General features: G+C 50.3%; 15 protein-coding genes. 10 read left to right on the forward strand and 5 right to left on the reverse strand.

Going from position 1 to position 22,193, the window contains the following annotated elements; all coding sequences use genetic code 11:
• Positions 1 to 291: 291 nt before the first annotated feature.
• From fadI to AYI87_RS06550, 3 genes are all read left to right on the forward strand, one after another.
• Positions 292 to 1,602 (forward strand): acetyl-CoA C-acyltransferase FadI, encoded by a 1,311-nt coding sequence (fadI, locus tag AYI87_RS06540; protein ID WP_144200601.1) that lies wholly within the window; start codon positions 292 to 294, stop codon positions 1,600 to 1,602.
• Between the two features lie 4 nt (positions 1,603 to 1,606).
• On the forward strand, positions 1,607 to 3,727 hold the full coding sequence (gene fadJ / locus AYI87_RS06545) for a fatty acid oxidation complex subunit alpha FadJ (RefSeq protein ID WP_144200603.1): 2,121 nt from the start codon (positions 1,607 to 1,609) through the stop codon (positions 3,725 to 3,727).
• 164 nt (positions 3,728 to 3,891) lie between these two features.
• Positions 3,892 to 4,092 (forward strand): hypothetical protein, encoded by a 201-nt coding sequence (locus tag AYI87_RS06550; protein ID WP_258406413.1) that lies wholly within the window; start codon positions 3,892 to 3,894, stop codon positions 4,090 to 4,092.
• Between the two features lie 417 nt (positions 4,093 to 4,509).
• Here AYI87_RS06550 and AYI87_RS06560 read toward each other — a convergent pair whose 3' ends face one another.
• The 3 genes from AYI87_RS06560 to AYI87_RS06570 form a co-directional block, all read right to left on the reverse strand.
• A complete protein-coding gene (locus AYI87_RS06560; protein ID WP_144200607.1) occupies positions 4,510 to 5,175 on the reverse strand; it encodes a hypothetical protein in 666 nt (221 codons plus the stop codon).
• Positions 5,176 to 5,324: 149 nt separating this feature from the next.
• Entirely contained in the window at positions 5,325 to 9,593 is a 4,269-nt protein-coding gene (locus AYI87_RS06565; protein ID WP_144200609.1) for an EAL domain-containing protein, read from the reverse strand.
• 637 nt (positions 9,594 to 10,230) lie between these two features.
• Positions 10,231 to 13,020, reverse strand: coding sequence for an insulinase family protein (locus AYI87_RS06570; RefSeq protein ID WP_144200611.1), 2,790 nt, complete (start codon positions 13,018 to 13,020; stop codon positions 10,231 to 10,233).
• 211 nt (positions 13,021 to 13,231) lie between these two features.
• Between AYI87_RS06570 and sixA the strand changes: the two genes are divergently transcribed.
• Positions 13,232 to 13,702, forward strand: coding sequence for a phosphohistidine phosphatase SixA (sixA, locus tag AYI87_RS06575; protein ID WP_144200613.1), 471 nt, complete (start codon positions 13,232 to 13,234; stop codon positions 13,700 to 13,702).
• 173 nt (positions 13,703 to 13,875) lie between these two features.
• Here sixA and smrB read toward each other — a convergent pair whose 3' ends face one another.
• On the reverse strand, positions 13,876 to 14,403 hold the full coding sequence (gene smrB / locus AYI87_RS06580) for an endonuclease SmrB (protein WP_144200615.1): 528 nt from the start codon (positions 14,401 to 14,403) through the stop codon (positions 13,876 to 13,878).
• 79 nt (positions 14,404 to 14,482) lie between these two features.
• Between smrB and prmB the strand changes: the two genes are divergently transcribed.
• The 6 genes from prmB to AYI87_RS06610 all read left to right on the forward strand — a co-directional run bounded on the left by prmB (position 14,483) and on the right by AYI87_RS06610 (position 20,022).
• Positions 14,483 to 15,427 carry a 50S ribosomal protein L3 N(5)-glutamine methyltransferase gene (prmB, locus tag AYI87_RS06585; protein ID WP_011866214.1) on the forward strand — a complete coding sequence of 315 codons (945 nt, stop codon included), beginning with the start codon at positions 14,483 to 14,485 and terminating at the stop codon, positions 15,425 to 15,427.
• A gap of 131 nt (positions 15,428 to 15,558) precedes the next feature.
• A complete protein-coding gene (gene aroC, locus AYI87_RS06590) occupies positions 15,559 to 16,653 on the forward strand; it encodes a chorismate synthase (protein ID WP_144200617.1) in 1,095 nt (364 codons plus the stop codon).
• Positions 16,654 to 16,828: 175 nt separating this feature from the next.
• Positions 16,829 to 18,016, forward strand: coding sequence for an MFS transporter (locus AYI87_RS06595; RefSeq protein ID WP_144200619.1), 1,188 nt, complete (start codon positions 16,829 to 16,831; stop codon positions 18,014 to 18,016).
• 23 nt (positions 18,017 to 18,039) lie between these two features.
• On the forward strand, positions 18,040 to 19,191 hold the full coding sequence (locus tag AYI87_RS06600) for an ATP-NAD kinase family protein (protein ID WP_144200621.1): 1,152 nt from the start codon (positions 18,040 to 18,042) through the stop codon (positions 19,189 to 19,191).
• A 22-nt stretch (positions 19,192 to 19,213) separates the two neighbouring features.
• Positions 19,214 to 19,495, forward strand: coding sequence for a YfcL family protein (locus AYI87_RS06605; RefSeq protein WP_144200623.1), 282 nt, complete (start codon positions 19,214 to 19,216; stop codon positions 19,493 to 19,495).
• 2 nt (positions 19,496 to 19,497) lie between these two features.
• On the forward strand, positions 19,498 to 20,022 hold the full coding sequence (locus AYI87_RS06610; protein ID WP_144200625.1) for an RNA methyltransferase: 525 nt from the start codon (positions 19,498 to 19,500) through the stop codon (positions 20,020 to 20,022).
• 82 nt (positions 20,023 to 20,104) lie between these two features.
• On the opposite strand, the gene mnmC is transcribed toward AYI87_RS06610, so the two are convergent.
• Complete coding sequence (mnmC, locus tag AYI87_RS06615; protein WP_260865093.1) at positions 20,105 to 21,928, reverse strand: FAD-dependent 5-carboxymethylaminomethyl-2-thiouridine(34) oxidoreductase MnmC; 1,824 nt, start codon at positions 21,926 to 21,928, stop codon at positions 20,105 to 20,107.
• Between the last annotated feature and the right edge of the window lie 265 nt (positions 21,929 to 22,193).

Raw genomic sequence — 22,193 nt, forward strand, 5'->3', positions numbered from 1 at the left:
CGCCAAATTTCAATCAGCAAAATAAGTTAGCATGCTTAAACCGGGATTTAAACTGGCTTTAATGGCTAATTTTGCTTTTATTAAACATTGTTAATCAACATCTTTTTCGATAATTGTCGTTTAAAAACCAAACAGGTGTTTAAAACCTTGAAATAAGAAGTTAGAATCAGATCACACTTTGATGGTCTGACCTGTTGCGAGAGTGTAGCGAGATACCCGGCAACGGGGTAGGGAAGAATAATAACGGCGTTAGTAGAAGCGTTTCTATCAGACGCGTCACGAGGGCAAAAGATGAGTGAATTACAGCAAGTAAGGAACGCGAAGGGCGATCGCATCGCGATAGTGATGGGGCTAAGAACCCCCTTTGCTAAGCAGGCGACCGCGTTTCATGGGGTGTCTGCATTGGATATGGGTAAGATGGTGGTGAACGAACTCCTGTCTCGCTCAGAACTCGACCCGAAAGAGATTGAACAGCTCGTTTATGGTCAGGTAGTACAGATGCCTGCGGCGCCCAACATCGCCCGCGAGATAGTGCTAGGCACGGGCATGAATGTGTCCACCGACGCCTATAGTGTGACACGTGCCTGCGCCACCAGTTTCCAGTCGACGGTCAATGTGGCCGAGTCCATCATGACGGGCAATATCGAGATAGGGATTGCCGGCGGCGCCGATTCATCATCCGTACTGCCAATCGGTGTGTCGAAGAAGTTGGCTCACGCCCTGGTGGATCTCAATAAGGCGCGCAGCTTTGGTCAAAAGTGGGCCATCATTCGTCGCCTTGGACTGAAAGATCTGCTTCCTGTGCCCCCTGCGGTTGCCGAATACTCAACCGGCCTTTCCATGGGACAGACCGCCGAGCAGATGGCCAAGACCTATAACATTAGCCGCGCCGATCAAGATGCCCTGGCGCATCGCTCACATACCCTGGCGACAGAGACCTGGGATTCGGGCCACCTGCGTGATGAGGTGATGGTGGCGCACGTGCCGCCATACAAATCTTTCATCGACAGAGATAACAACATTCGCGAGAACTCTTCGCTCGACTCTTACGCCAAGCTGCGTCCAGCCTTCGACCGTAAACACGGCTCTGTGACCGCGGCCAACAGTACGCCGCTGACCGATGGCGCCTCTGCGGTACTTCTGATGAGCGAGAGCCGTGCCAAGGCCCTGGGCTATGAGCCGATTGGTTATATTAAGAGTTACGCCTTTAGCGCCATCGACGTGTGGCAGGATATGTTGATGGGGCCTTCCTATGCGACGCCGTTGGCGCTTAAGCGTGCCGGCATGGAGCTTGATGATCTTACCCTTATCGAGATGCACGAAGCCTTTGCGGCGCAGACACTCGCCAACATGCAGATGTTTGCCTCGAAGAAGTTTGCCAAAGAGAAACTGGGCCGCGATCGCGCCATAGGCGAGATCGATATGACTAAGTTCAACGTCTTGGGCGGCTCCTTAGCCTATGGTCACCCCTTTGCGGCGACCGGGACGCGTTTGATCACTCAGGTGTGTCGCGAGCTGAAACGCCGTGGCGGCGGTACCGGCCTGGCAACGGCCTGTGCGGCGGGTGGTTTAGGTGCAGCAATGATAGTAGAAGTGGAGTGATCTCATGGATAAGAGTTTTACATTAAATCGTCTCGACAACGGTGTTGCCGTGCTGACCATGGATGTGCCTGGCGAGACTATGAATACCCTCAGAGCCGAGTTTGGCCCCGAGATCTGTGAGATGTTGGCCGAGATAAAGGCCGATGCCGGAATTCGCGGTGTGGTGATCATCTCGGGTAAGAAGGATTCCTTCGTGGCGGGCGCCGATATCTCTATGCTGGATGCCTGCGCTACCGCCGAAGATGCCAGGGAGCTGTCCAAGCAGGGCCACGAGGTGTTTTTTGCGTTGGAGTCGCTCTCGATTCCCGTGGTAGCCGCCATCAATGGCGCTTGTCTCGGTGGGGGGCTCGAACTGGCCCTGGCCTGTCATCAGCGTGTCTGTACCGACAGCAACAAGACCATGTTGGGACTGCCCGAGGTGCAACTTGGCCTGCTGCCAGGTGGCGGCGGGACTCAGCGTCTGCCGCGTTTAGTGGGTATTGCCAAGTCGCTGGATATGATGCTCACCGGCAAGCAGCTGCGCGCCAAGCAGGCGTTGAAGATGGGGCTGGTTGACGATGTGGTGCCGGAATCGATTCTTTTGCAGACGGCGATAGAGATGGCACTGGCCGGAGCGCGTCCGGCGAAGAAGCCTAAGCTGTCGACGGTAGAGAAGCTGCTCGAGGGCACACCTGTTGGTCGCAACATCATCTTCGAACAGGCGCTTAAGCAGGTCAATAAGAAGACTCAGGGCAACTATCCTGCGCCAGAGAAGATCATCGATTGTGTGCGTCAGGGCGTGACCAAAGGCATAGTGAAAGGCCTAGAGGTTGAGGCGCAGCACTTTGGCGACCTAGTGGTCTCCAGCGAATCGGAAGCTCTTCGCAGCATCTTCTTTGCAACCACTGAGATGAAGAAAGAAACTGGTGCCGGTGATGTATCGCCAATGGCCGTCAACAAGGTGATGGTACTGGGCGGTGGCCTGATGGGAGGCGGTATCGCCTCTGTGACCACCACCAAGGCGAAGATCCCTGTGCGGGTGAAAGATATCAGTGAGACTGGTTTAAGCAACGCATTGGCCTATGCCTATAAGCTGCTGGCCAAAGGGGTGAAACGTCGTCACATGACGCCTGCGGTGCGCGATAACCTGATGGCGCTGATGACCACCACCACCGAATATAAAGGGATCAAGGATGCAGACATGGTGGTGGAAGCCGTGTTTGAAGATCTAAACCTCAAGCATCAGATGGTGAAGGATGTCGAGCGTGAATGTGGCGAGCATACGATTTTCGCCTCTAATACCTCATCCTTACCCATCAAGCAGATCGCCGAGGCCGCCGAGCGTCCTGAGAATGTGATCGGCCTGCACTACTTCTCACCGGTAGAGAAGATGCCACTGGTCGAGGTGATCGCCCATGACAAGACCTCGCCACAGACTATCGCCACTACGGTTGCCTTTGCCCGCAAGCAGGGTAAGACACCTATCGTGGTGAAAGATGGTGCCGGTTTCTATGTTAACCGTATTCTGGCGCTCTACATGAACGAGGCGGCGAATCTGCTGCTGGAAGGTCAGAGTGTAGATCATCTAGATAAAGCGCTGGTGAAGTTTGGCTTCCCGGTAGGTCCTATGACGCTGCTCGATGAGGTCGGCATAGATGTGGGTGCCAAGATCTCGCCGATTCTGGAGAAGGAGTTGGGTGAGCGCTTCAAGGCACCCGCCGCCTTTGACAAGCTGTTGGCCGATGACCGTAAAGGCCGTAAGAATGGTAAGGGCTTCTATCAATATGGCGCTAAGTCGAAGAAGAAGCTGGTGGATGAGAGCGTCTATGGTGTGCTTGGGTTAACACCTGGCGCCGACGGCGAGCCAAGAGCGTTGGCCGAGCGATGTGTGGTGCAGATGCTCAATGAAGCGGTTCGTTGTCTGGAGGAGGGGATTATTGCCTCGCCACGAGACGGTGATATCGGCGCAATATTTGGTATCGGCTTCCCGCCATTCTTGGGTGGACCTTTCCGCTACATGGACTCCCTGGGTGCCAAGCACTTGGTTGAGACCTTGAAACGTTATCAAGATCAATTCGGGGAGCGTTTCGCGCCTTGTGATCGCTTAGTCGAGATGGCCGAATCGGGCAGTAGGTTCTACGAATAGCCCTCTCCATATTTAACAATGCGGCAACATAATGCCGCATTTTTTTTGCCTTAGGATTATTTTTGCCTGTTTTTTGTTCATCAAAGGCGTGGATTCGGTTATCATGCTGGGCTCGTTTTGGCTGTTTTTAGCCTTATTGGCGCCGTTGTAGTGAGGTAGTGTCTGTGGTGATTTACATTCTTGGTGTGCTGATGGTAAGTAGTGTGGCGATGGGCAATATGGCTTTTCGCGCCGGGCTAGGGGTGAAACGCTGGGCCATGCTAGGGCTCATCATAGGGCCGGTCGCCTATCCGCTATTTAGTACTCACAAGCGATTTGCGCAGAAGCGGGTACAGGGCAAGCAAAGCATGTCAATTAAGGTATAAAGCCATTAAGGTATAAGGCTATCGTATAGCGCTATCAAGATGCAGAGCGGCAGTGAATATAAGCGGTGTATCGGCAAGTTTGAAATGTTAGTAGCTGCCATCTTCTCTGCTCGTTCAGAGTTGTCTGGGTACTGGCCTAGATATCTACATCTCGGACAAAAGTCAGTTCATATAAATAATTAATTAAAAAAAAAATCAGATAGATAAGTCAGATCAAAAAAGGAGCCTCTTAGAGCTCCTTTTTTATGTGTCTGGTTTTCGAAAGACGTTTGAAGTCAATTAGTTCCACCAACCTTTTGCAGGGATCACCTCTAAGTGATTCAGGCCTTCTGGAAGCTGTACTTTTTTGCGCTCTGGTTTGTGAGTAAGTCCTAGAGCTTTTTTCAATGAATCTAACATAATCATTCTCCTTAAGACTTAAGCAACGGCTGAGTTGATGAATTTGATGTGTGGAATACTAGCTACTTGAGTCTCGCTGAACTTGATGTGTGGGATGCTCGCTAGTTGAGTCTCACTGAACTTGATATGCGGAATGCTCGCTAGTTGAGTCTCACTGAACTTGATATGCGGAATGCTCGCTAGTTGAGTCTCACTGAACTTGATGTGTGGAATGCTTGCTAGTTGAGTCTCGCTGAACTTGATGTGTGGGATGCTCGCTAGTTGAGTCTCGCTGAATTTAATGTGCGGGATACTGGCTAGTTGGGTCTCGCTGAATTTAATGTGCGGGATACTGGCTAGTTGGGTCTCGCTGAATTTAATGTGCGGGATACTGGCTAGTTGGGTCTCGCTGAATTTAATGTGCGGGATACTGGCTAGTTGGGTCTCGCTGAATTTAATGTGCGGGATACTGGCTAGTTGGGTCTCGCTGAATTTAATGTGCGGGATGCTGGCTAGTTGGGTCTCGCTGAATTTAATGTGCGGGATGCTGGCTAGTTGGGTCTCGCCGAATTTAATGTGCGGGATACTAGCTACTTGACTCTCGCTGAATTTAATATGGGGAATACTTGCAAATTCATTTTGAACGCTTGAGCCTGTTGAGCAAGCTAGTGTAAAAGCGATGGCAGTAACTAGTCCGTTAATCATTGTCTTAATCTCTCAGTATTGTTGAAGTTATTACGTCTACATTTTTCTGACGCTTGAGAGATATTCTGCAGGTGTTATGCCAACTTTTATTTTAAGTGTTTTTTTAGTGTATATTTTTCCTCGTTAGCCTGTCATTTTCTAATTCGAGACTAGGCTTTCTTGTGTTGTGAGACAGGTGTATAGGTAAAACTCTCCTGTTTTAGTAGCTCGGTGAAGCTGGTTTCATTTACCGCCTTGCTGTATATAAATCCTTGTATTTCCTCGCATTTTAAAGCTTTTAATATACTGAGTTGAGAAGCTTCCTCGACGCCTTCGCCGACCACAGATAGACCCATGTTATGGGCGATAGTGATAATAGAGTCGACCATCTTTAGATCTCTGTCAGACTTATCTATGTCGTCAACAAAAGCCTTATCGATTTTTAGGGTGTCAATAGGGAAGCGCTTTAAATATGACAGTGACGAATATCCGGTGCCGAAGTCGTCTAACGCAAGGCTGACGCCCATCTTAGAGAGTTGCATCATCACCTTTATCGCCTTTTCTGGCTGTTTTATGACGGTGCCTTCGGTAATTTCAAGCTCAAGGTTGGCTGCAGGCAGTTGAGTTAGACGTAAAATTGACTCTATCCGTTGTTGTAGGTCCGGAAGAGCGAATTGTTGTGATGATAAATTGACGGCGACCCGGCCGTTGAACAAATTTTGACGACGCCAATTTTGTGCCGCAAAGCAGGCTTTACGTAGAACGACCTCGCCAATCTCGACGATGAGTCCATTCTCCTCGGCCAGTGGGATAAAGTCGCCCGGCGGAATGAGACCGTGTTCAGGGTGATTTAATCTTACCAGGGCCTCCATACCGGCCATCTTGCTGGTTCTGAGGTCAATTTTAGGTTGATAGTAGACTTCGAAGAGATCGTCCCTTAAACCTTCGCGGATAAGGTTCTCCACTTCCAGCTGGCGAATGGCATTGCGGTTGAGAGATTCCGAATAGAATTGATAACGATTGCCACCGGCAGATTTTGCGTGATACATGGCAATGTCCGCCTTGCGCAGAAGTGCTTGTTCATTCTGATCGTCTTCTGGGTAGAGCACTATGCCTATACTCACCCCTACAACGACTCTGTCTTTGGTGAGCTCGAATGGGCTTGAGAAGGCATCGACTACATGATTGGCGATGACGGCGCTGGATCCGATATCTGGATTGTTATCGACCAGTATGGCGAACTCGTCGCCGCCCAAACGATAGATACTCGTATGGTAAGGTACGGTGGATTCGATGCGTCTCGCAACTTTGATCAATAGCTCATCACCCACTTGGTGCCCAAGTGAATCATTGATCTTCTTAAAGTTATCTAAGTCCAATACCATCAGGGTGTGATGGGTATCTTTCTTCACTAAGTTACCCAGGGTAACCATGAGACTCGAGCGGTTTGGCAGGCTGGTGAGTAGATCGTTGTTGGTTAGTTTACGTAACTCTTCTTCCTGCTGTTTACGACGGGAGATATCAGAGAACACCCCTACATAGTGGGAGAGAACACCTTGTTCATCGTAAATCGCATCGACGGTTAGCTCCATCAAGAAACTGCTGCCGTCGCCCTTGGCAGACTCGACTTCGTTACTCCAGCTGCCTTGCTGCTGCAGAATATGGCGAATCTGCTCTGAGTAGCTCTCAGGATAAAGGTCAAATTTGAACAGCTCGCCAATAAAGTCATTACGGCTCTTCTCACACAGATCGCAGCAGGCCTCGTTGACTTCAACAAATTTAAATTTGTTGTCCAGAATGAACATGCCTTCTGAGATGTTCTCGATGGCGCGTTCGAACAGTCTTAGCTGCTCCTCTGCTTGTTTGAAGTTGCTGATGTTTTTGATGGTACCTGTCATACGCAGGGCTTTATCTTCTTCATCGCGTTCAACGATCTTTGCTCTATCCAAGATCCAGACCCATTGGTCATCTTTGCCCTTAACGCGATAAGCTGCCTCGAAGTGATCGGTTTCACCGTAGAAGTGTTTATTCAGTGCCGTGTTAACACGTTCTTGATCCATAGGGTGAATGTTACTCTCTTCACCTTCCTCACCGGAGCGCTGACCATCCCGTGGAAACTCGAGAGACCCCCAGATATTTGAGCGGTAGATTTGACCCGTTTCGATATCCCAGTCCCACATCTCATCACCACTCCCCCACAGGGAGAGTTTCAACCGTTCTTCCGACTTAGCTATCTGGCGCTGTACCTCTCTTCTTCTAAGTGCTGCCTTGACTATGGTACCCGTGATCAAGAGGGTAATAAGTAGGTAGACGAGTTTAGCCTGAATCGATAACCACCAAGGAGGAGTTATTTCAATAGACAGACTCCTTACATCTCCAGCCTTTTGAGTAAGAGGCTCAATTGCATATACATTAAATGTATATTCTCCTGGCGACAGGTTGGTATATGTAGCAGAGTTAGTTCCTTGTGAATCAATCCAAGAGTCAGAAAGCCCACTCATTTGGTATTTATAATTTATATTGTCAAAAGCCATGCTTGGACTATTAAACTTTATAGTGAAAGGATAGTCTGAATACTTAAGCTTAATTTTTTCAGTAAGAGAAATTGGTTTTGACAATACGGTTCCATCTAGCTTCTCTGGAACATTGAATACAAGGAGTTCATCTAGGTTGGTGTCAGGAGAATTGGCTGTTGATAGTTGCGCCTCTAATGTTTTGATCGATATTTTGCTTAGGCCTGATGTGCCACCAAGCAATAAGTCTCCGTTAACAATAAATGCAGATTGAGAGTTGTATTCATCTTGGCTTCCGTATTTATCTGTTAGTGTGTACTTTTTATTGTTTTTTAAGTTTGTTACAACAATCTCTTTTATTGATGCGGCAATTAAATAATCGCCGTGTAATGTGATGGAGAAAATTGGTTTTTTGTTGGTGTGAATGTTGTCAATTTTTCCAGTGCTGTTGTTGTACTTTTTTAAGGAGCTACTTGTTCCAAAAAATATTTCATCTTTATTAGATGCGAGACTTACGACGAAACCTTTATTGTAAATATGCTCAATACGTTTCCCTTGTACTCTGTAGAGTCCACCTTGAGTGGCAGTATAAGTGGTATTTTCTGTAACTAAAATATCAAAAATTGGATTTCCTGCATCGACAACGGTTTCTTGTTGTTCACCATTTTTTATGTCTATTTTTATTAGTTTGCCGTTGATCGTTCCTGCGTAGAGGTGTTTTTTGTTCCCATCAAATTTTAAAATAAATACTTTTTCATCGCTAATTTTTTGCGTTTCATTACTCTCTAAGTGAGTGACAAAGATTCCATGGGTTGTTCCCATATATAGATTATTTTCTAAAATCAACGTGGATTTTGGGCCTTGAGTCCCACTATTTATTGATGAGACTTTATTGAAGTTAAAGTCATAAATGTTAATGTTTGGCGAGTCAGTACTTATAGAGATTTTAGATTCATTGTCGCTTGATATTGACCAAATGTTTCCGTCCACACTTCCTAAATCTACTTGAGATACTATGTTTAGGTGTTTTGGTATTACAATGAATCCGGAATTTTTTATTGATATATAAGTATTGCTATTTCCTGAGTATATCGCATTGATTGCGCTGTAATTTACTTTCCCAATGTTTTGTCGTGTATTGTTTTTATGGGAGTATAAATTATTCCCTTCAAGCGTTATTTTTTGTAAGGAGTTTGTTGATGTTACATTAATGATGTTGTCGTTAACTTTTTCAAGTGTATTGTTTAATGTTTTGTAAGAGCCTTCTTTTTTGAAAATCCATAAGGTGTCATTAAAGATAGAGATGTCATTTGATGTTTCTGTAATTACTTGGTTTTGATCAATGTTAGTGACTTTACCATTGTATTCTCTTACGTAATAATTGTTATTGTATCTTAATACTTTTTTTATTCCGTTAAACTCTCCTATATATTTTTTTACTATGATTAGATTTTTGTCAACGATATATATATCTTTGTCAGTTGCAATGGCGTAAAAATTTTCTAATTTACTTATTGACCAGATAGGGCTGTCAGCAATATTTGAAAGTGTAGCCACTGGCATGAATAAATCTTTTTCTTCAATGTACCGAGCTAGACCTTTGTCTGTACCAACTAGAAGTGATTCTTCGGTCTGTATTAAGCTGCGTATAAAAGAACTCGGTAAACCAGACGCTTCGCCTGCGAAATAGTGTTTGAATTTTTTGCCATCAAACCGGTTCAGTCCGTTGACAGTGCCAACCCAAATATGGCCTGTGTAACTTTCTTCTATTGATGTTACGTCAATTTGTGACAAGCCTTCAGAAATACTGAAGGATTTGCTTTTCAAGACAATAGAAGAATTTTGAGATCCGACAGCTAAAGTTTGGCTAGAGAATGAGGCAGCCAGCAGGAAAGATAGTGCAAATCTTATAAGGTATTTAGGCATAATTATTAGTCTGATTATTAGCCAATAATGCATAGGCAACAGTTATTTAACCTACTTTATTCAGAAATAGGGGGATTTGTCAAAAGAACACTGAATTTTCTTGTTTGCAAATTACTTTCATTTTCATTGTCTTTTAGGGTTTTGTACTGCTGAATCTTCTTAGTGATTAGGCTTTGTCTGTTGTGTGGGTGCCAATTAGGCGTTTGTACTATATCGAGTGTTTTGGCGATTAGAGCAAAAAAGATGCTAAGAATCAGTGTCCTGGCGTTGGGGTAATGTTGGGTCGGCGCTGTGAGATAAAAACAGGTTTGATCTGTTAACGATTCTACCCAGTAATTTCATAGTGGGCCAGATAGTGGGTCAGATAGGGGGGATTAGCGCTTAAATCATAAGGACTCACCAAAGGATTAAGATGAATGTATCAAGTAATGAGGCTAGCAATGCTGTCATAAACACGCAGAGTGAACGACTTCTTTTCAAAAGTATGCGCTTAAGCATCATATCTGAAAAAACTACCTCAAGAGTTGCGCCTTAAACACTGTGGCTATTTAGGCCCCAAGCCCCAAGCCCCAAGCCCAAAGCCCAAAGCCCAAAGCCTTGTACACTATGGTGCCAGACTTTAGGGGAGGGCACTAGCCTAATAGCTAAACTTGGCGGCTCGCTGTTTAAAGCTTCTCAGATCTGTGATCATATTATCTGAGGTTAGCTGTTCCTGATTTCTGTGTTGCTCCCCTGTGGTGAAGAGGATCAGGCGGTCGCCGTGTTTGGTACGCATCTTCTGCATCATAAACTTAATCAGATCCGAACGGGTGAGTTCGCCAATTTGCTCGGCGACCAGTTCTCGCTGATTAAAGTCGTAGTCTTTGTTTCCTATGCTCGACCAATATCTCTGCCCCCGGGTCTTAAGGTTGGGGTCGTGTTCCATGATCTGGTTGATCAGCCCTTGCTTGGTGAGCTCCCATTGATCATTGGTGATCTGCATGACGGCGTAATTAAAGTCGGCGATAAACTCGTCTATGGCCTCCAGTAGCTTTAAGGGGCCGGCAGTGGGCGATTGCACATAGAAGATCATCCCAGGATAACGATTCAGTGGCAGATAACCCGTGCCCACCATGTAACCTAGTTGACGCTTGGTTCTCAGTTCGTGGAAGAAGGTCGACGACATGGTATGATTTAACAGGCTAAACAGGGCCATTTTTAGCGGTGTTGCCTGGGACGACTGGTAGTAGACTATGATGCTGCTGTCCTGATGATTAACGCTGACCTCACGCATCAGGGTGCCGACATTCTCAAGTTTTATCAGCTCTCGCTCCGACTCGCCGCTGGGTGAGGATACTAGAGAGAGTATGTGATCCAATCGTTTACCCAGGGCCTGAGCCTCTTCGGTCAGCCAGTCGCCATAGACCAGACCCTCGAGATGGATCTTCTCATAGAAGGCCCGCACATGGTTGTGGAGATCGTCCAGGGTAATGTCTTCTAGCTCCTCAGCCATACGTTGCGGCTCGAAGCTGCGTTTCTGCAGCGTCACCGTCAGGCTGGTAAATAGCTGGGAGATAGGCTTTGCGCGGCTCTGATTAAACCAGTTGCGTAGGATCTGCTTCTTTATCTGCTTAAACCTGTCCTGGGTAAAGTTACGTTCCCTGGCCTTGTTGATCAGCAGTGACAGTAGGGCCTCTTGTTTACCGGTCAAGCCGGTTAGATGCAGGGTGATCCCCCCTTGGTGAGGGTAGATGTTGTAGCTGAGTCCGGCGACTTCGGCTGGATAGGTAAACTCGGTTAGATAATCGAGCAGCATTTCCACATAGAGGCGGGTCAGCGCCGCATGTTTTGGGGTCGCTGCGGCCTGGTGCGAATCGAGGGACAAGTACATATGTCCCTTTGGCACGTTAAATTCATCATCTTTCTTATGCCAAATTCGGTAGCCAGTTTCCTGACAGACGACAACTGGCACCGGATGGTCACTCTTAACGTCTCTGGCGATCGAGTCTTCGATGATAAAGGGGTTAGGCTCCGGCAGTTTCAGCGCCTCTCGAATCTCAGGCTCGCGCCAATGCTTGAGCCTCTGTGCATCTATGGGTTTCATCTGATAGGGCGAGTGATACCAAGCGGCCTGTTTCTCTGTGTCTAAGTCGGGTGAGATCAGCTGAATACGCAAATTATCCGGGCTCATCAACTCCAGCAACTCGGTGACCTGAGCTACATCCAAACCATCCATGCGATAGTCGCCATAGATGAGATCTGATACCTCGTAGTGGTGCATGTTGATGCTGAGATGACTGGCCAGATCCAGCGGCTTGATCTGTTCCTGATATTTAAAGGCAAGCTTGAGCAGGTTGGCTCGTTCTTGATAGCGCCAAGCCTGCATGCCCTGGGTCTTGATCAGTTTCAGGTATTCGAAGCTTGCCTGAATCACATCGTCGAGCTGTAGCAGGCCTTTCTCGGTCAGCTGAATGCTGATGTTATAGTCTTTAAAGTTATAGCCATTGACCCCGCCACCGGCCGAGAGGTTGATGGCCAGCCCCTGATCCTTTAGGTGACTCAGCAGGCTGCCCTTGCCTTCATAGCCCAATAGATGACTGATAAAGGTCAGCGGCTTGCGCTTATAGAAGCGGTCGATGGCGGGTAGGGGAAAGGTGATCGCCACGCGGCGCTGCTCTTTCAGCGGTACTATGTTGATCTGTTGGCCAAGTTGAGCTGCTTCATAGATGGCCACATTTGGGTATTGCTTTGCCAGCTTGCGGTTTTCAATCGGCGCAAAATAGCTCTCGGCCAATGCCAAGAGTTCTGCTAGTGGCAAGGGCGCAACCAGACACAGGGTCATCAGGTTGGCGCTGTAATGGGTTTGATAGAAATCCAGCAGCTCCTGTCTCAGGGCTTTCTCATCGCCGTCCAAGGTCTTGAGATTGCCAACCGAAAACTTTGAAAAGGGATGAGCCGGATTAACCGTTTCCTTCTGAACCTGATAGGTGCGGCGGATATCATCTTTGAGTTTTAGGCTAAATTCAGACTCGATGGCGTGGCGCTCTCTATCGACCAGCTCAAGATCGAAGCAGGGCGCGATAAAAAACTGACTAAAGCGATCCAGTGACTCCTCGAACACTTCGGCGTCGATGGAGAAGAAGAAGTTGGTCTGCTCCGTGCCAGTCCAGGCGTTGTTGCTGCCGCCGTGTTGATTGATGAAGGCATGGTATTCGCCAGACTTGGGGTATTTTTCCGTGCCCAGAAACAACATATGCTCGAGAAAATGCGCCATGCCAGGACGCGAAGCGGGATCGTCAAAATGACCGACGTTGACCGCCATTGATGCCGCGGCTTGTTGCGCCTGGAGATCCTCCACTAGCAATACACGTAGCCCGTTGTCCAGCTGCAGATACTGATACTGGCGATGATCGTTGGGACTTTTAGTGATCGGCATAGATGTTTGCAATGGCTGGCTCCATCCTTATGCTGGACAAACGTATGATATTCATCGGAGTTTAGGCGACTAAAGCGGTAAGCCTACATATTGAGCCTCAAAAAAGACTTTGGCAAATATCTTATCCATTATTCGACTAATTAATAACAGGGTTAAGGTTTGTTGCGCTGCACTTTAACGCTACAATTCATAGTAGAACAAGAATAATCATAGCGAGAGTAGTATGAAGCTATATTTGATGCGACATGGTGAGGCGGGTTATCACGCCCACTCAGATCGAGAACGTGTACTGACAGAAATCGGCCGTTATCAGACTGAATTGATGAGTAATTGGCTGGCCCGTGATGTGACCGAGTTCGATCTCGTGTTGGTGAGTCCCTATCTGCGCGCGCAGCAAACATGGCAGGAAGTGAGTAAGCACTTCCCCGAACCGAGAAAGTGGTTGGTATTAGATGAGCTAACCCCATCGGCCGAGCCGACCCTGGCCGCCGATCTGACCCTGGCCTATGCCGAACAGTATAAGGCGGACAGTGTGTTAGTGATTGCCCACATGCCGCTGCTGGGCTATATGGTGAGCGAGTTGGTGCCAGGCATAGAGCCGCCGCTGTTTGCCACCTCTGGCGTGACCCTGATCGATCGCCATGGCGAGCGTGGTTCGCTCAGCTGGCAGCATACGCCTCACACGGTGAGCTAACTCAGAGAAAAATGCATTAACGCATTTGCGTAACCGTTGATCACATAAACAAAAGGACGCCGAGGCGTCCTTTTTGATCTCTACTGAAATAAGAAGGCGGCTATTCAGTCAGCTCGTCAATCAACCTGTGAGCTTTAACGTTTCCGCTGGTCACATTCTCAAAAGACAAAGGACTAATCCCAACTCGGCAACTCGCCAACGTCAATCAACACCAGGAGGGCTGCATCGCCGCCCCATTCCTTAGGCGCCTTGTGAAAGGCCTTAACCAGAGGGTGCTGGGCAAGCCACATGGGAAGATTCTGTTTTAAGATGCCGGTGCCATGGCCATGCATGACGCAGCAGCAGTGGCTGTGCTGTTTAACGCAGGCCTGAATAAGGGCCGCAAGTTCGAGTTTGGCCTCGGTTTGACGCATGCCGTGCAGATCCAGCAGCAGATCCGGCTGATAGTCGCCGCGTCTGAGCCGTTTGAGTTCGTGGCTGTCGACATCATCCCGTGACCAGCGCATGGCGCCCTCCAAGGGCAGCAGGGGCTGGTAGGTATCGGAGAAGTAGCTGTCGGCGTGCAGCTGGGTGGTGGCTATCTCCAGCTCTCGCTTAGGTTTTTGCGGCGCGGCGAAATGACGCTTATCTTGTTTAAGCGGCTTTATCCCTTTGGTTAACGCCGAAAAAAGCGCCAATTCATCATCATTTTCTTTATTCATGGCGCTATTTTATTGAATCCGATGCCATATGAATAGAGTTCAGTTACAATGAGGCGGAACTATCTAGCGGGAGCCAGTTTTGGACAAGATTTTTGTTGATGAAGCCGTGACGGAATTACGTACAATCGGCGATATGTTACGTTGGGCGGTGAGCCGCTTTAACGATGCCAATATCTACTATGGTCATGGTACCGATAACGCTTGGGATGAAGCCATCGCTCTCGTATTCCATGCGCTGCATCTGCCTGAAGAGATTGGTCAGCAGGTGATCCATAGCAACCTCACCAGCAGCGAAAAGCATAAGATTGTCGAGCTCATCATTCGCCGGGTACGCGAGCGTCTGCCCGTGCCTTATTTGACCAACCGCGCCTTCTTTGCCGGCCTGGAGTTCTATGTGGACGACAGGGTATTGGTGCCGCGCTCGCCTATCGCCGAGATGATCGCTAACCGTTTCAGCCCTTGGCTCTATAATAAGCCGGTCAACCGTATTCTGGATCTCTGTACCGGCAGCGCCTGTATCGCCATCGCCTGTGCCTATGAGTTTGAAGATGCCGAGGTCGATGCTATCGACATCAGCAGCGATGCCCTGGAAGTGGCGCAGATCAACATTGAGTCATTAGGCGTGATGGACAGGGTATTCCCTATCGAGTCTGACATGTTTGCCGCCATCCCTAAGGGGCCGCAATACGATCTGATTGTCTCGAATCCGCCTTATGTGGATGCCGAAGATATCGGTGACATGCCAGAGGAATATCACCACGAGCCAGAGCTAGGCTTAGCCTCGGGGCGCGATGGTCTGGATCTCACCAAGCGCATCCTTGCCAATGCGGCGGATTACTTGACTCAAGATGGTCTGCTGGTGGTCGAGGTGGGTAACTCTATGGTTCACCTTATGGAACAGTTCCCCGAGGTGCCATTTACCTGGGTTAACTTCGAACATGGCGGTGACGGCGTGTTTGTGCTGACTCGCGATCAGTTAGTTGAAAATGAATCACTTTTCGCCATCTACAAAGATAGTGAATAATGTATGGTCGGCTAAAGCCTGATTGGCGAATGTTTTGTCGGCTTAGAATGACTAAGCCGATTTCGGAATATAGCCAGTGGCGGCTTTAGGTTATGCTGAGGCAAATAATCAAGTAGAGGTGAAGTAAGCGAATGTCGGGTAACAGTATCGGTCAAAATTTTGTGGTGACGACTTTTGGTGAGAGCCATGGTAAGGCACTGGGCTGTATTATCGATGGCTGCCCTCCGGGTCTGGCGATCGATGAAGCCGATATGCAGCATGATCTCGACAGGCGCCGTCCGGGCACCTCGCGTTATACCACAGCCAGACGCGAGCCAGATCAGGTGAAGATCCTCTCAGGCGTGTTCGAGGGGCAGACTACCGGTACCTCTATCGGCTTAGTGATCGAGAATACCGATCAACGTAGCCAGGACTATTCCAACATCAAAGATCAGTTCCGTCCGGGCCACGCCGACTACACCTATCAGCAAAAATATGGCCTTAGGGATTATCGCGGTGGCGGGCGCTCATCGGCGCGGGAAACCGCCATGCGTGTAGCGGCCGGCGCTGTGGCCAAGAAGTATCTAAAACAGGTGCACGGCATAGAGATCAAGGGTTATCTGTCGCAGCTTGGGCCTATCTGCGCCGAGACCCTGGATTTTGATCAGGTTGAGCACAATGCCTTCTTCTTTCCCGATGCCGCTAAGCTAGAGCAACTCGACGAGTATATGCGTGAGCTTAAAAAGAGCGGTGATTCCATAGGCGCTAAGGTGTCTGTGGTGGCGACCAATGTCCCTGTGGGACTGGGCGAGCCGGTGTTCGATCGCCTCGATGCCGATATCGCTCACGCCCTGATGGGGATCAATGCCGTCAAAGGGGTGGAGATTGGCGATGGCTTTGCCGTGGTAAATCAGAAGGGCTCAGAGCACAGAGATCTGATGTCGCCCGAGGGGTTCGCCTCTAACCATGCTGGCGGTATTCTCGGCGGGATCTCATCGGGTCAGCCTATCGTTGCGCATATCGCCATGAAGCCGACTTCCAGCATCAGCGTGCCAGGAGAGAGCATGACGGTGCAGGGCGAGCGTGCCGAGGTGGTTACCAAGGGCCGTCACGATCCCTGTGTAGGCATTCGCGCCGTGCCGATCGCCGAGGCCATGTTGGCCATCGTCCTGATGGACCATCTCCTCAGGCACAGGGCACAAAACATGAATGTCGAGAGCATCACCCCTGTGATTGGGATGAAGTAAGACGCAATTGAGCGAATAAGAGGGCACAGAAATGTGCCTTCTTTTATGGGAGCCATTAATGCTATGGGTTCCAGTCAGAATAAAAAGTCATTATAAGAAGTCGCTCCGAGTCATATCGTGAGCAGATAGTAACCCTGCTAGAAATCGCTCTACACATAGGAAACGCCCTACACAAATGTCGTCCAACGCCCAGTCATCCATTGATATGCTGCCAGATTCACAACACCAACTGCATTGGATTAGCGCCTGTTACTTTTTCTTCTTCGCGATCCTCGGCGTGCTGGTGCCTTATCTCGGGGTCTTCTTCGAGAATCGGGGTTTCGATGCGCAGCAGATTGGCTTTTTGCTCGCCATCCTGATGGCGACGCGCATCATCGCCCCCAATATCTGGGCCATGGTGGCCGATAAGACGGGCATGCGCGGCCAGCTGGTGAAGATGGGGGCAGCATGTTCGGCGGTCACCTTCATGAGTTTCTTCTATCATGGTGGCTTTCTCTACTTGGCCGTCAGCCTCAGCATCTATACCTTCTTCTGGAACGCTATCTTGGCCCAACTTGAGGTGATCACCCTAGAGACCCTGGGGGAGAACACCGGGGGCTATGGTAAGATCCGCAGCTTCGGCAGCCTGGGTTATCTGGTGTTCGTGGTCAGCGTAGGCTTTGCCATTAGCCAGTTCGGCACAGAGATCTTGCCCTTCGTCGGTCTCGCTCTGTTCCTTGGCTTGCTGGGCTGCTCCCTGTCTCTGCCAAGTACCCGGGTGAAGGTCGACAAGAGCCAGGTGCCCACGCCTCTAAAGCTAGATACGGGTATCATCTGGTTCTTGCTATCGGCCATGTTGCTGCAGATGAGCGCCGGACCTTTCTACGGTTTTTTTGTGCTTTACCTTAAACAGGTGGGTTACAGCGAGTCCAGCGCCGGCATCTATGTCGCTCTTGGGGTGCTGGCCGAGATTGTCATGTTTATGTTTGCGCCGAGATTGTTGGGGCGATATGGGGTCAGTGCCTTGTTGGTGATCTCTATCGGTTTTACGGCGATGCGGTGGCTACTCATGGCCTTTTGTGCCAGCAGCATGATATGGCTCGGGGTCAGCCAACTGCTGCATGCCTTCACCTTTGGTCTGGTGCATGCGGCCTCGATTCAGTTCGTTCATCAAAGATTCGACGTGCGTCATCGCAGTAAGGGGCAGGCGCTCTATGCCAGCCTGAGTTTCGGTGTCGGCGGCGCGCTGGGTACCTGGCTGTGTGGCTTTATCTGGGGGGATGGTTCCCAGGCTTGGCTGAGTTGGTTGGCGGCCGCCGTTTGTGCCCTGCTGTCCATGCTTGCGGTATTGTTAATCCCTAAGGCGCGCGAAATCGCAAAATAATAAGAGATGATAAGGAAATATCCATGAAACAGACATTTCGCCTCGGCGTGATCATCAATCCTCTGGCAGGCCTTGGAGGGAGTGTGGCACTCAAGGGAAGCGATGGCGTGGCTGATGAGGCGATAGCCCGCGGCGCCGAGCCTAAGGCCCATCTGAGAATGGCCCAGGCGCTGGAAGTGATCACCCCTTATCTGGATAAGATCACTGTCGTTACCGCCTCCGGTGCCATGGGCGCCGATTTAGCCGCGCAGATGGGATTTAACCATCAGGTGGTTTTTCAGGCGGGTGATACCACCGCGGCCAGCGATACCCAAGCCGCCGCCAAGGCGCTGCAGGCCGCAGGCGTGGATCTCTTGCTGTTTGCCGGTGGCGACGGCACGGCGCGTGATCTGTTTGAGGTGGTCGATGAGGCTCAGCCTGTGCTGGGCGTACCGGCCGGGGTGAAGATTCACTCGGGGGTCTATGGTATTACGCCGCACGCCTCGGGCATGGTGGTCAAGTTGCTGCTCGAAGGGGCTTTGGTGAGCCTGATGTCGGCCGATGTGATGGATATCGATGAGGTGGCCTTCAGGCAAGGTGTGGTAAGGGCGCGCCGATTCGGCGAGATGCAGGTGCCTGCCGAGCCACGCTACATTCAGGCGGTTAAGATGGGCGGCAAAGAGGTCGACGAGCTGGTGCTGGCGGATATCGCCGCCGAGGCGATTGAGCAGATAGACGATGGGCTCGCCATCATGGGCTCGGGCAGCACAGTCGCCGCCGTGATGGAGGAACTTGGGCTGGATTACACCCTGCTCGGGGTTGATCTGATTGACGCGGGCGAGCTGCTTGCCAGCGATCTCAGCGCCCAGTCGCTGCTCGAGGCAACCACAGGCCGTGAGTGTAAGTTAGTGATCACCCTCATCGGCGGCCAGGGGCATATCCTGGGGCGGGGCAACCAACAGTTGTCGCCGGCGCTTATTCGTCAGGTGGGCAAAGAGAATATTATCATCCTGGCGACAAAAACTAAGTTAAAAGCACTTGAAGGTCGGCCCTTAATTGTGGATAGTGGCGACCCAGAGTTAGACAGCGAATTATGTGGTTATTATAAAGTCGTGACCGGCTACCACGATTATGTGATGTATCAGGTGGCTAATCCTGACTTAATCAGCCCAGATGTGATCGGGCAGCCTGAATAGCAAGAAGACAATTGGAGACACAATGTTAGAGCAGTATGAGCAAGCATTAGACGAGTGGATCGCCACCAAAGTAGCAGGCGGTGATGACGACCAACTCTTTGCCAGTGGTTACCTACAGGGGCATGTGGCTGTGGTGCTGTCAGAGCTCGAGCAGGAAACGGTGCAAGACTGTGAGGCGCTGGAGGCTAAGATGCAGGTCTGTCTGGAAACGGCCAAGTCTGAGCTCGAGCCTGCCGATCATGCCCTGGTGGTCAATGCCTGGGCTGAGCTGCGCGAGAAGATGGCTCAGGTAGCAAACGCCTAGTCATGGCTAATGCAAGCAAGGTGATCATAGGGCTGCAAAACCCAAAGAGCCCGACCAACGTGGGCGGCGTGATGCGCGCCGCTGGCTGTTATCGCGCCGATGAGGTGCGTTACACCGGTAAACGTTATGCGCTGGCCGCCCAGCACAGGGGCGAGCAGTACAATACCGACACCAAGCGGGTGAGTCAGCATATTCCCCTCAATGGCGTAGAGTCGCTGCTTGACTCACTCGATGCCGATACCAAGGTGATCTGTGTCGATCTGGTGGAAGGCGCCACGCCGCTGCCGGCCTTTAGCCATCCGCAGAAGGCCATCTATCTCTTTGGCCCTGAAGATGGCACCCTAGACCAAGGGCTTATCGATAGCGCCGATGAGGTGGTTTATGTCCCGACCGTGGGCTGCATGAATCTGGCATCTTCGGTCAATGTGCTGCTCTATGACAGGTTGGCCAAGGGGGAGCATCTCTCGGGCGATGACCTCATTCGCGCCAGTCGTGACACCAACAACCGCGTCAAGGTCAAAGCCTAACTCATCTGGTGGATCACTTACCAAGGGCTTAACGACTAGCCCTTGGTACTCATTGCTTCCCCTTAATCTCTCAAGTTAGCATTTACAGCGCCTTACCCTTAATCAGCTTTCTCATCCACATACGGTTGGGGTTGAGCAGGGCTAATATATCCTGAGTGGCGGGCAGGAGCTCGCCGCAAAGCTGGGCGGCTAAGATCTCTGCCGCCAGCGGGCCAGAGGTGAGGCCCCGCGATCCAAGTCCGCCGAGAATAAACAATCCCTGATGAACGGGTGCTGGTGTCGTCTGCCAATACTTGGCGCTTTCCTTGGTACTCTTCTTGGTTTGCTGATGGTTGAGATAGGTAGCCGATATCGCCTCGTAGTCCGGGGCACAGCCCATCATGGGGGCGTGATCCCGTGTGACCATGCGCACTCCTACGCGGGCGCTATGGCCTGTGATATCCACCGCCTTGGTCCACTCCCCGTCGTAGCTGGTGCGGATCTTGTCTAAATTCTCCACCTGCTCCACCGCGCTGTAGTCGAGATTGCTGGCGTCTTTCACATAGCTGGCCCCTGTGCAGTGCAGCTTATCGTGGGCAGGCGTGAGGTAGCCGTGGGCACAGAGCACCGTCTTAAGATCCCTAAGTGGCGCTCTTGCCGGAATATGGCTAACCTGACCACGAAAACCGCTGATGGGTAAGTGGTCGGTTTGGGTGAAATCGGTCAGGTGACGCCCATTGGCCAGCACCAGATTGGCAAAGGGGCCAAATTTAACTTCTTGATCATCTTGAACCGCACTCAGATACCACTTCTGGTTCTCAAATCGAATTGCCGTGACTTGGCATTGGTAGTGGCTGGTCTGTTTACCTAACCGTTCGGCCTGGCTGATGGCCGCGCGGGTAAAGGCTTGTGGCGACACCCAGCCTGCGAGAGGATAGTAGATCCCTTGGTGCTCGATGCTGACCCCAGCGAGCGCCGTGGCCTGGGAGGCATCGATGGAGCGGGCGATCGATTCCGCCCAGGGCTGAGCATTGATTATCTTGGCGAGGCGCTTATGGCTGCGCTCATCGTGGCCGGTCTGTAGCACGCCGCAAAAATCATGGGGGATCTCATGGCCCGCCTCAAGGAGTTGCATGATCCTTTGACGGCTAAAGAGGTAACCCTGCAGAAAATAGTGACTCAGGCTGCCATGTTCTGGGGTGAGGAGGGGATAGATGGCCCCTTGTTTATTGCCAGATGCCTGCTCGCCCGGCGACTTATCCATACAGAAGAAGCTAACCTTTTTGCCGCGCTCGGCCAGTGAGAGGGCCAGGTTCGCGCTGGCGACCCCACCACCTATGATGGCGGTTTCCCCATCACGGCCTTGTATTAAGGGGTTGAAGGCGAACTTATCTAATTGTTGGCGTCTGAGGGCGCGCCGCTCCGCCAAAGCGATATCCTGCGACGCGATACTTGGTTTTTCGAGTAGAGTCACGAGCTGGTCATCTTCTAAAGATAAGTTAAGGCGATAGCAGGTAAAACCCGCCTTGATGATCAACTGGGTCAGTAAGTTGGTATTGGCGTTATTTGAGGTCTTGTCTAGATTAACATCGACATTCTCGAGAAGGAGAAACTCGGCGCTATCTTGGCTGAGGCGCGCCATCTGCCAGATAAGCGACTCATCGGTAGCCTGGGTATCGGCCAGCCAGCCTTGAATAGCTTGTTTCGGTGAGCTTGGGGCAACTAAGGCCTTGAGTGGGGAAAGCGGATTGCCAAGATGGATGTCGATGATAAGCCGCGCGTTTGCCAGCTTGAGCCTGTGACAGCCCGACACCCTAGCGTCGTAAATTGCCTTAATCTGTTCTTTGGCTGGTGACGCCAGGGGCTCACTCTCGGCAAGGGTCTTAAGCCAGCTTGCCTGATGCTGGGCAAACAGGTGTAGATGCAAGTGCTGCTTTTGAAGGTGTGGCTTTTGAAGGTGCTGCTTTGAACCGGCTTGTGTTAGTCGCTCAGCTATAAGTGCGGCTGGCCAGTAGGCATCACTGCTTGGGAGTAGGGCGATAATTTGGTGAGAGTTTTGACTCGCTATCGCCGATAAACGGCTGAAAATTGCGTCGAATGTAGGCATTTTGTCACTATTTTGTGCGTTATTCGGGTGTTCGGTGGCCAATGAATTTACTCTCAAGGGGATATTAGGCATTATTTTACCTGCC

It is taken from the genome of Shewanella sp. KCT (genome assembly GCF_007636505.1).
GTDB classification, from domain to species: domain Bacteria; phylum Pseudomonadota; class Gammaproteobacteria; order Enterobacterales; family Shewanellaceae; genus Shewanella; species Shewanella halotolerans.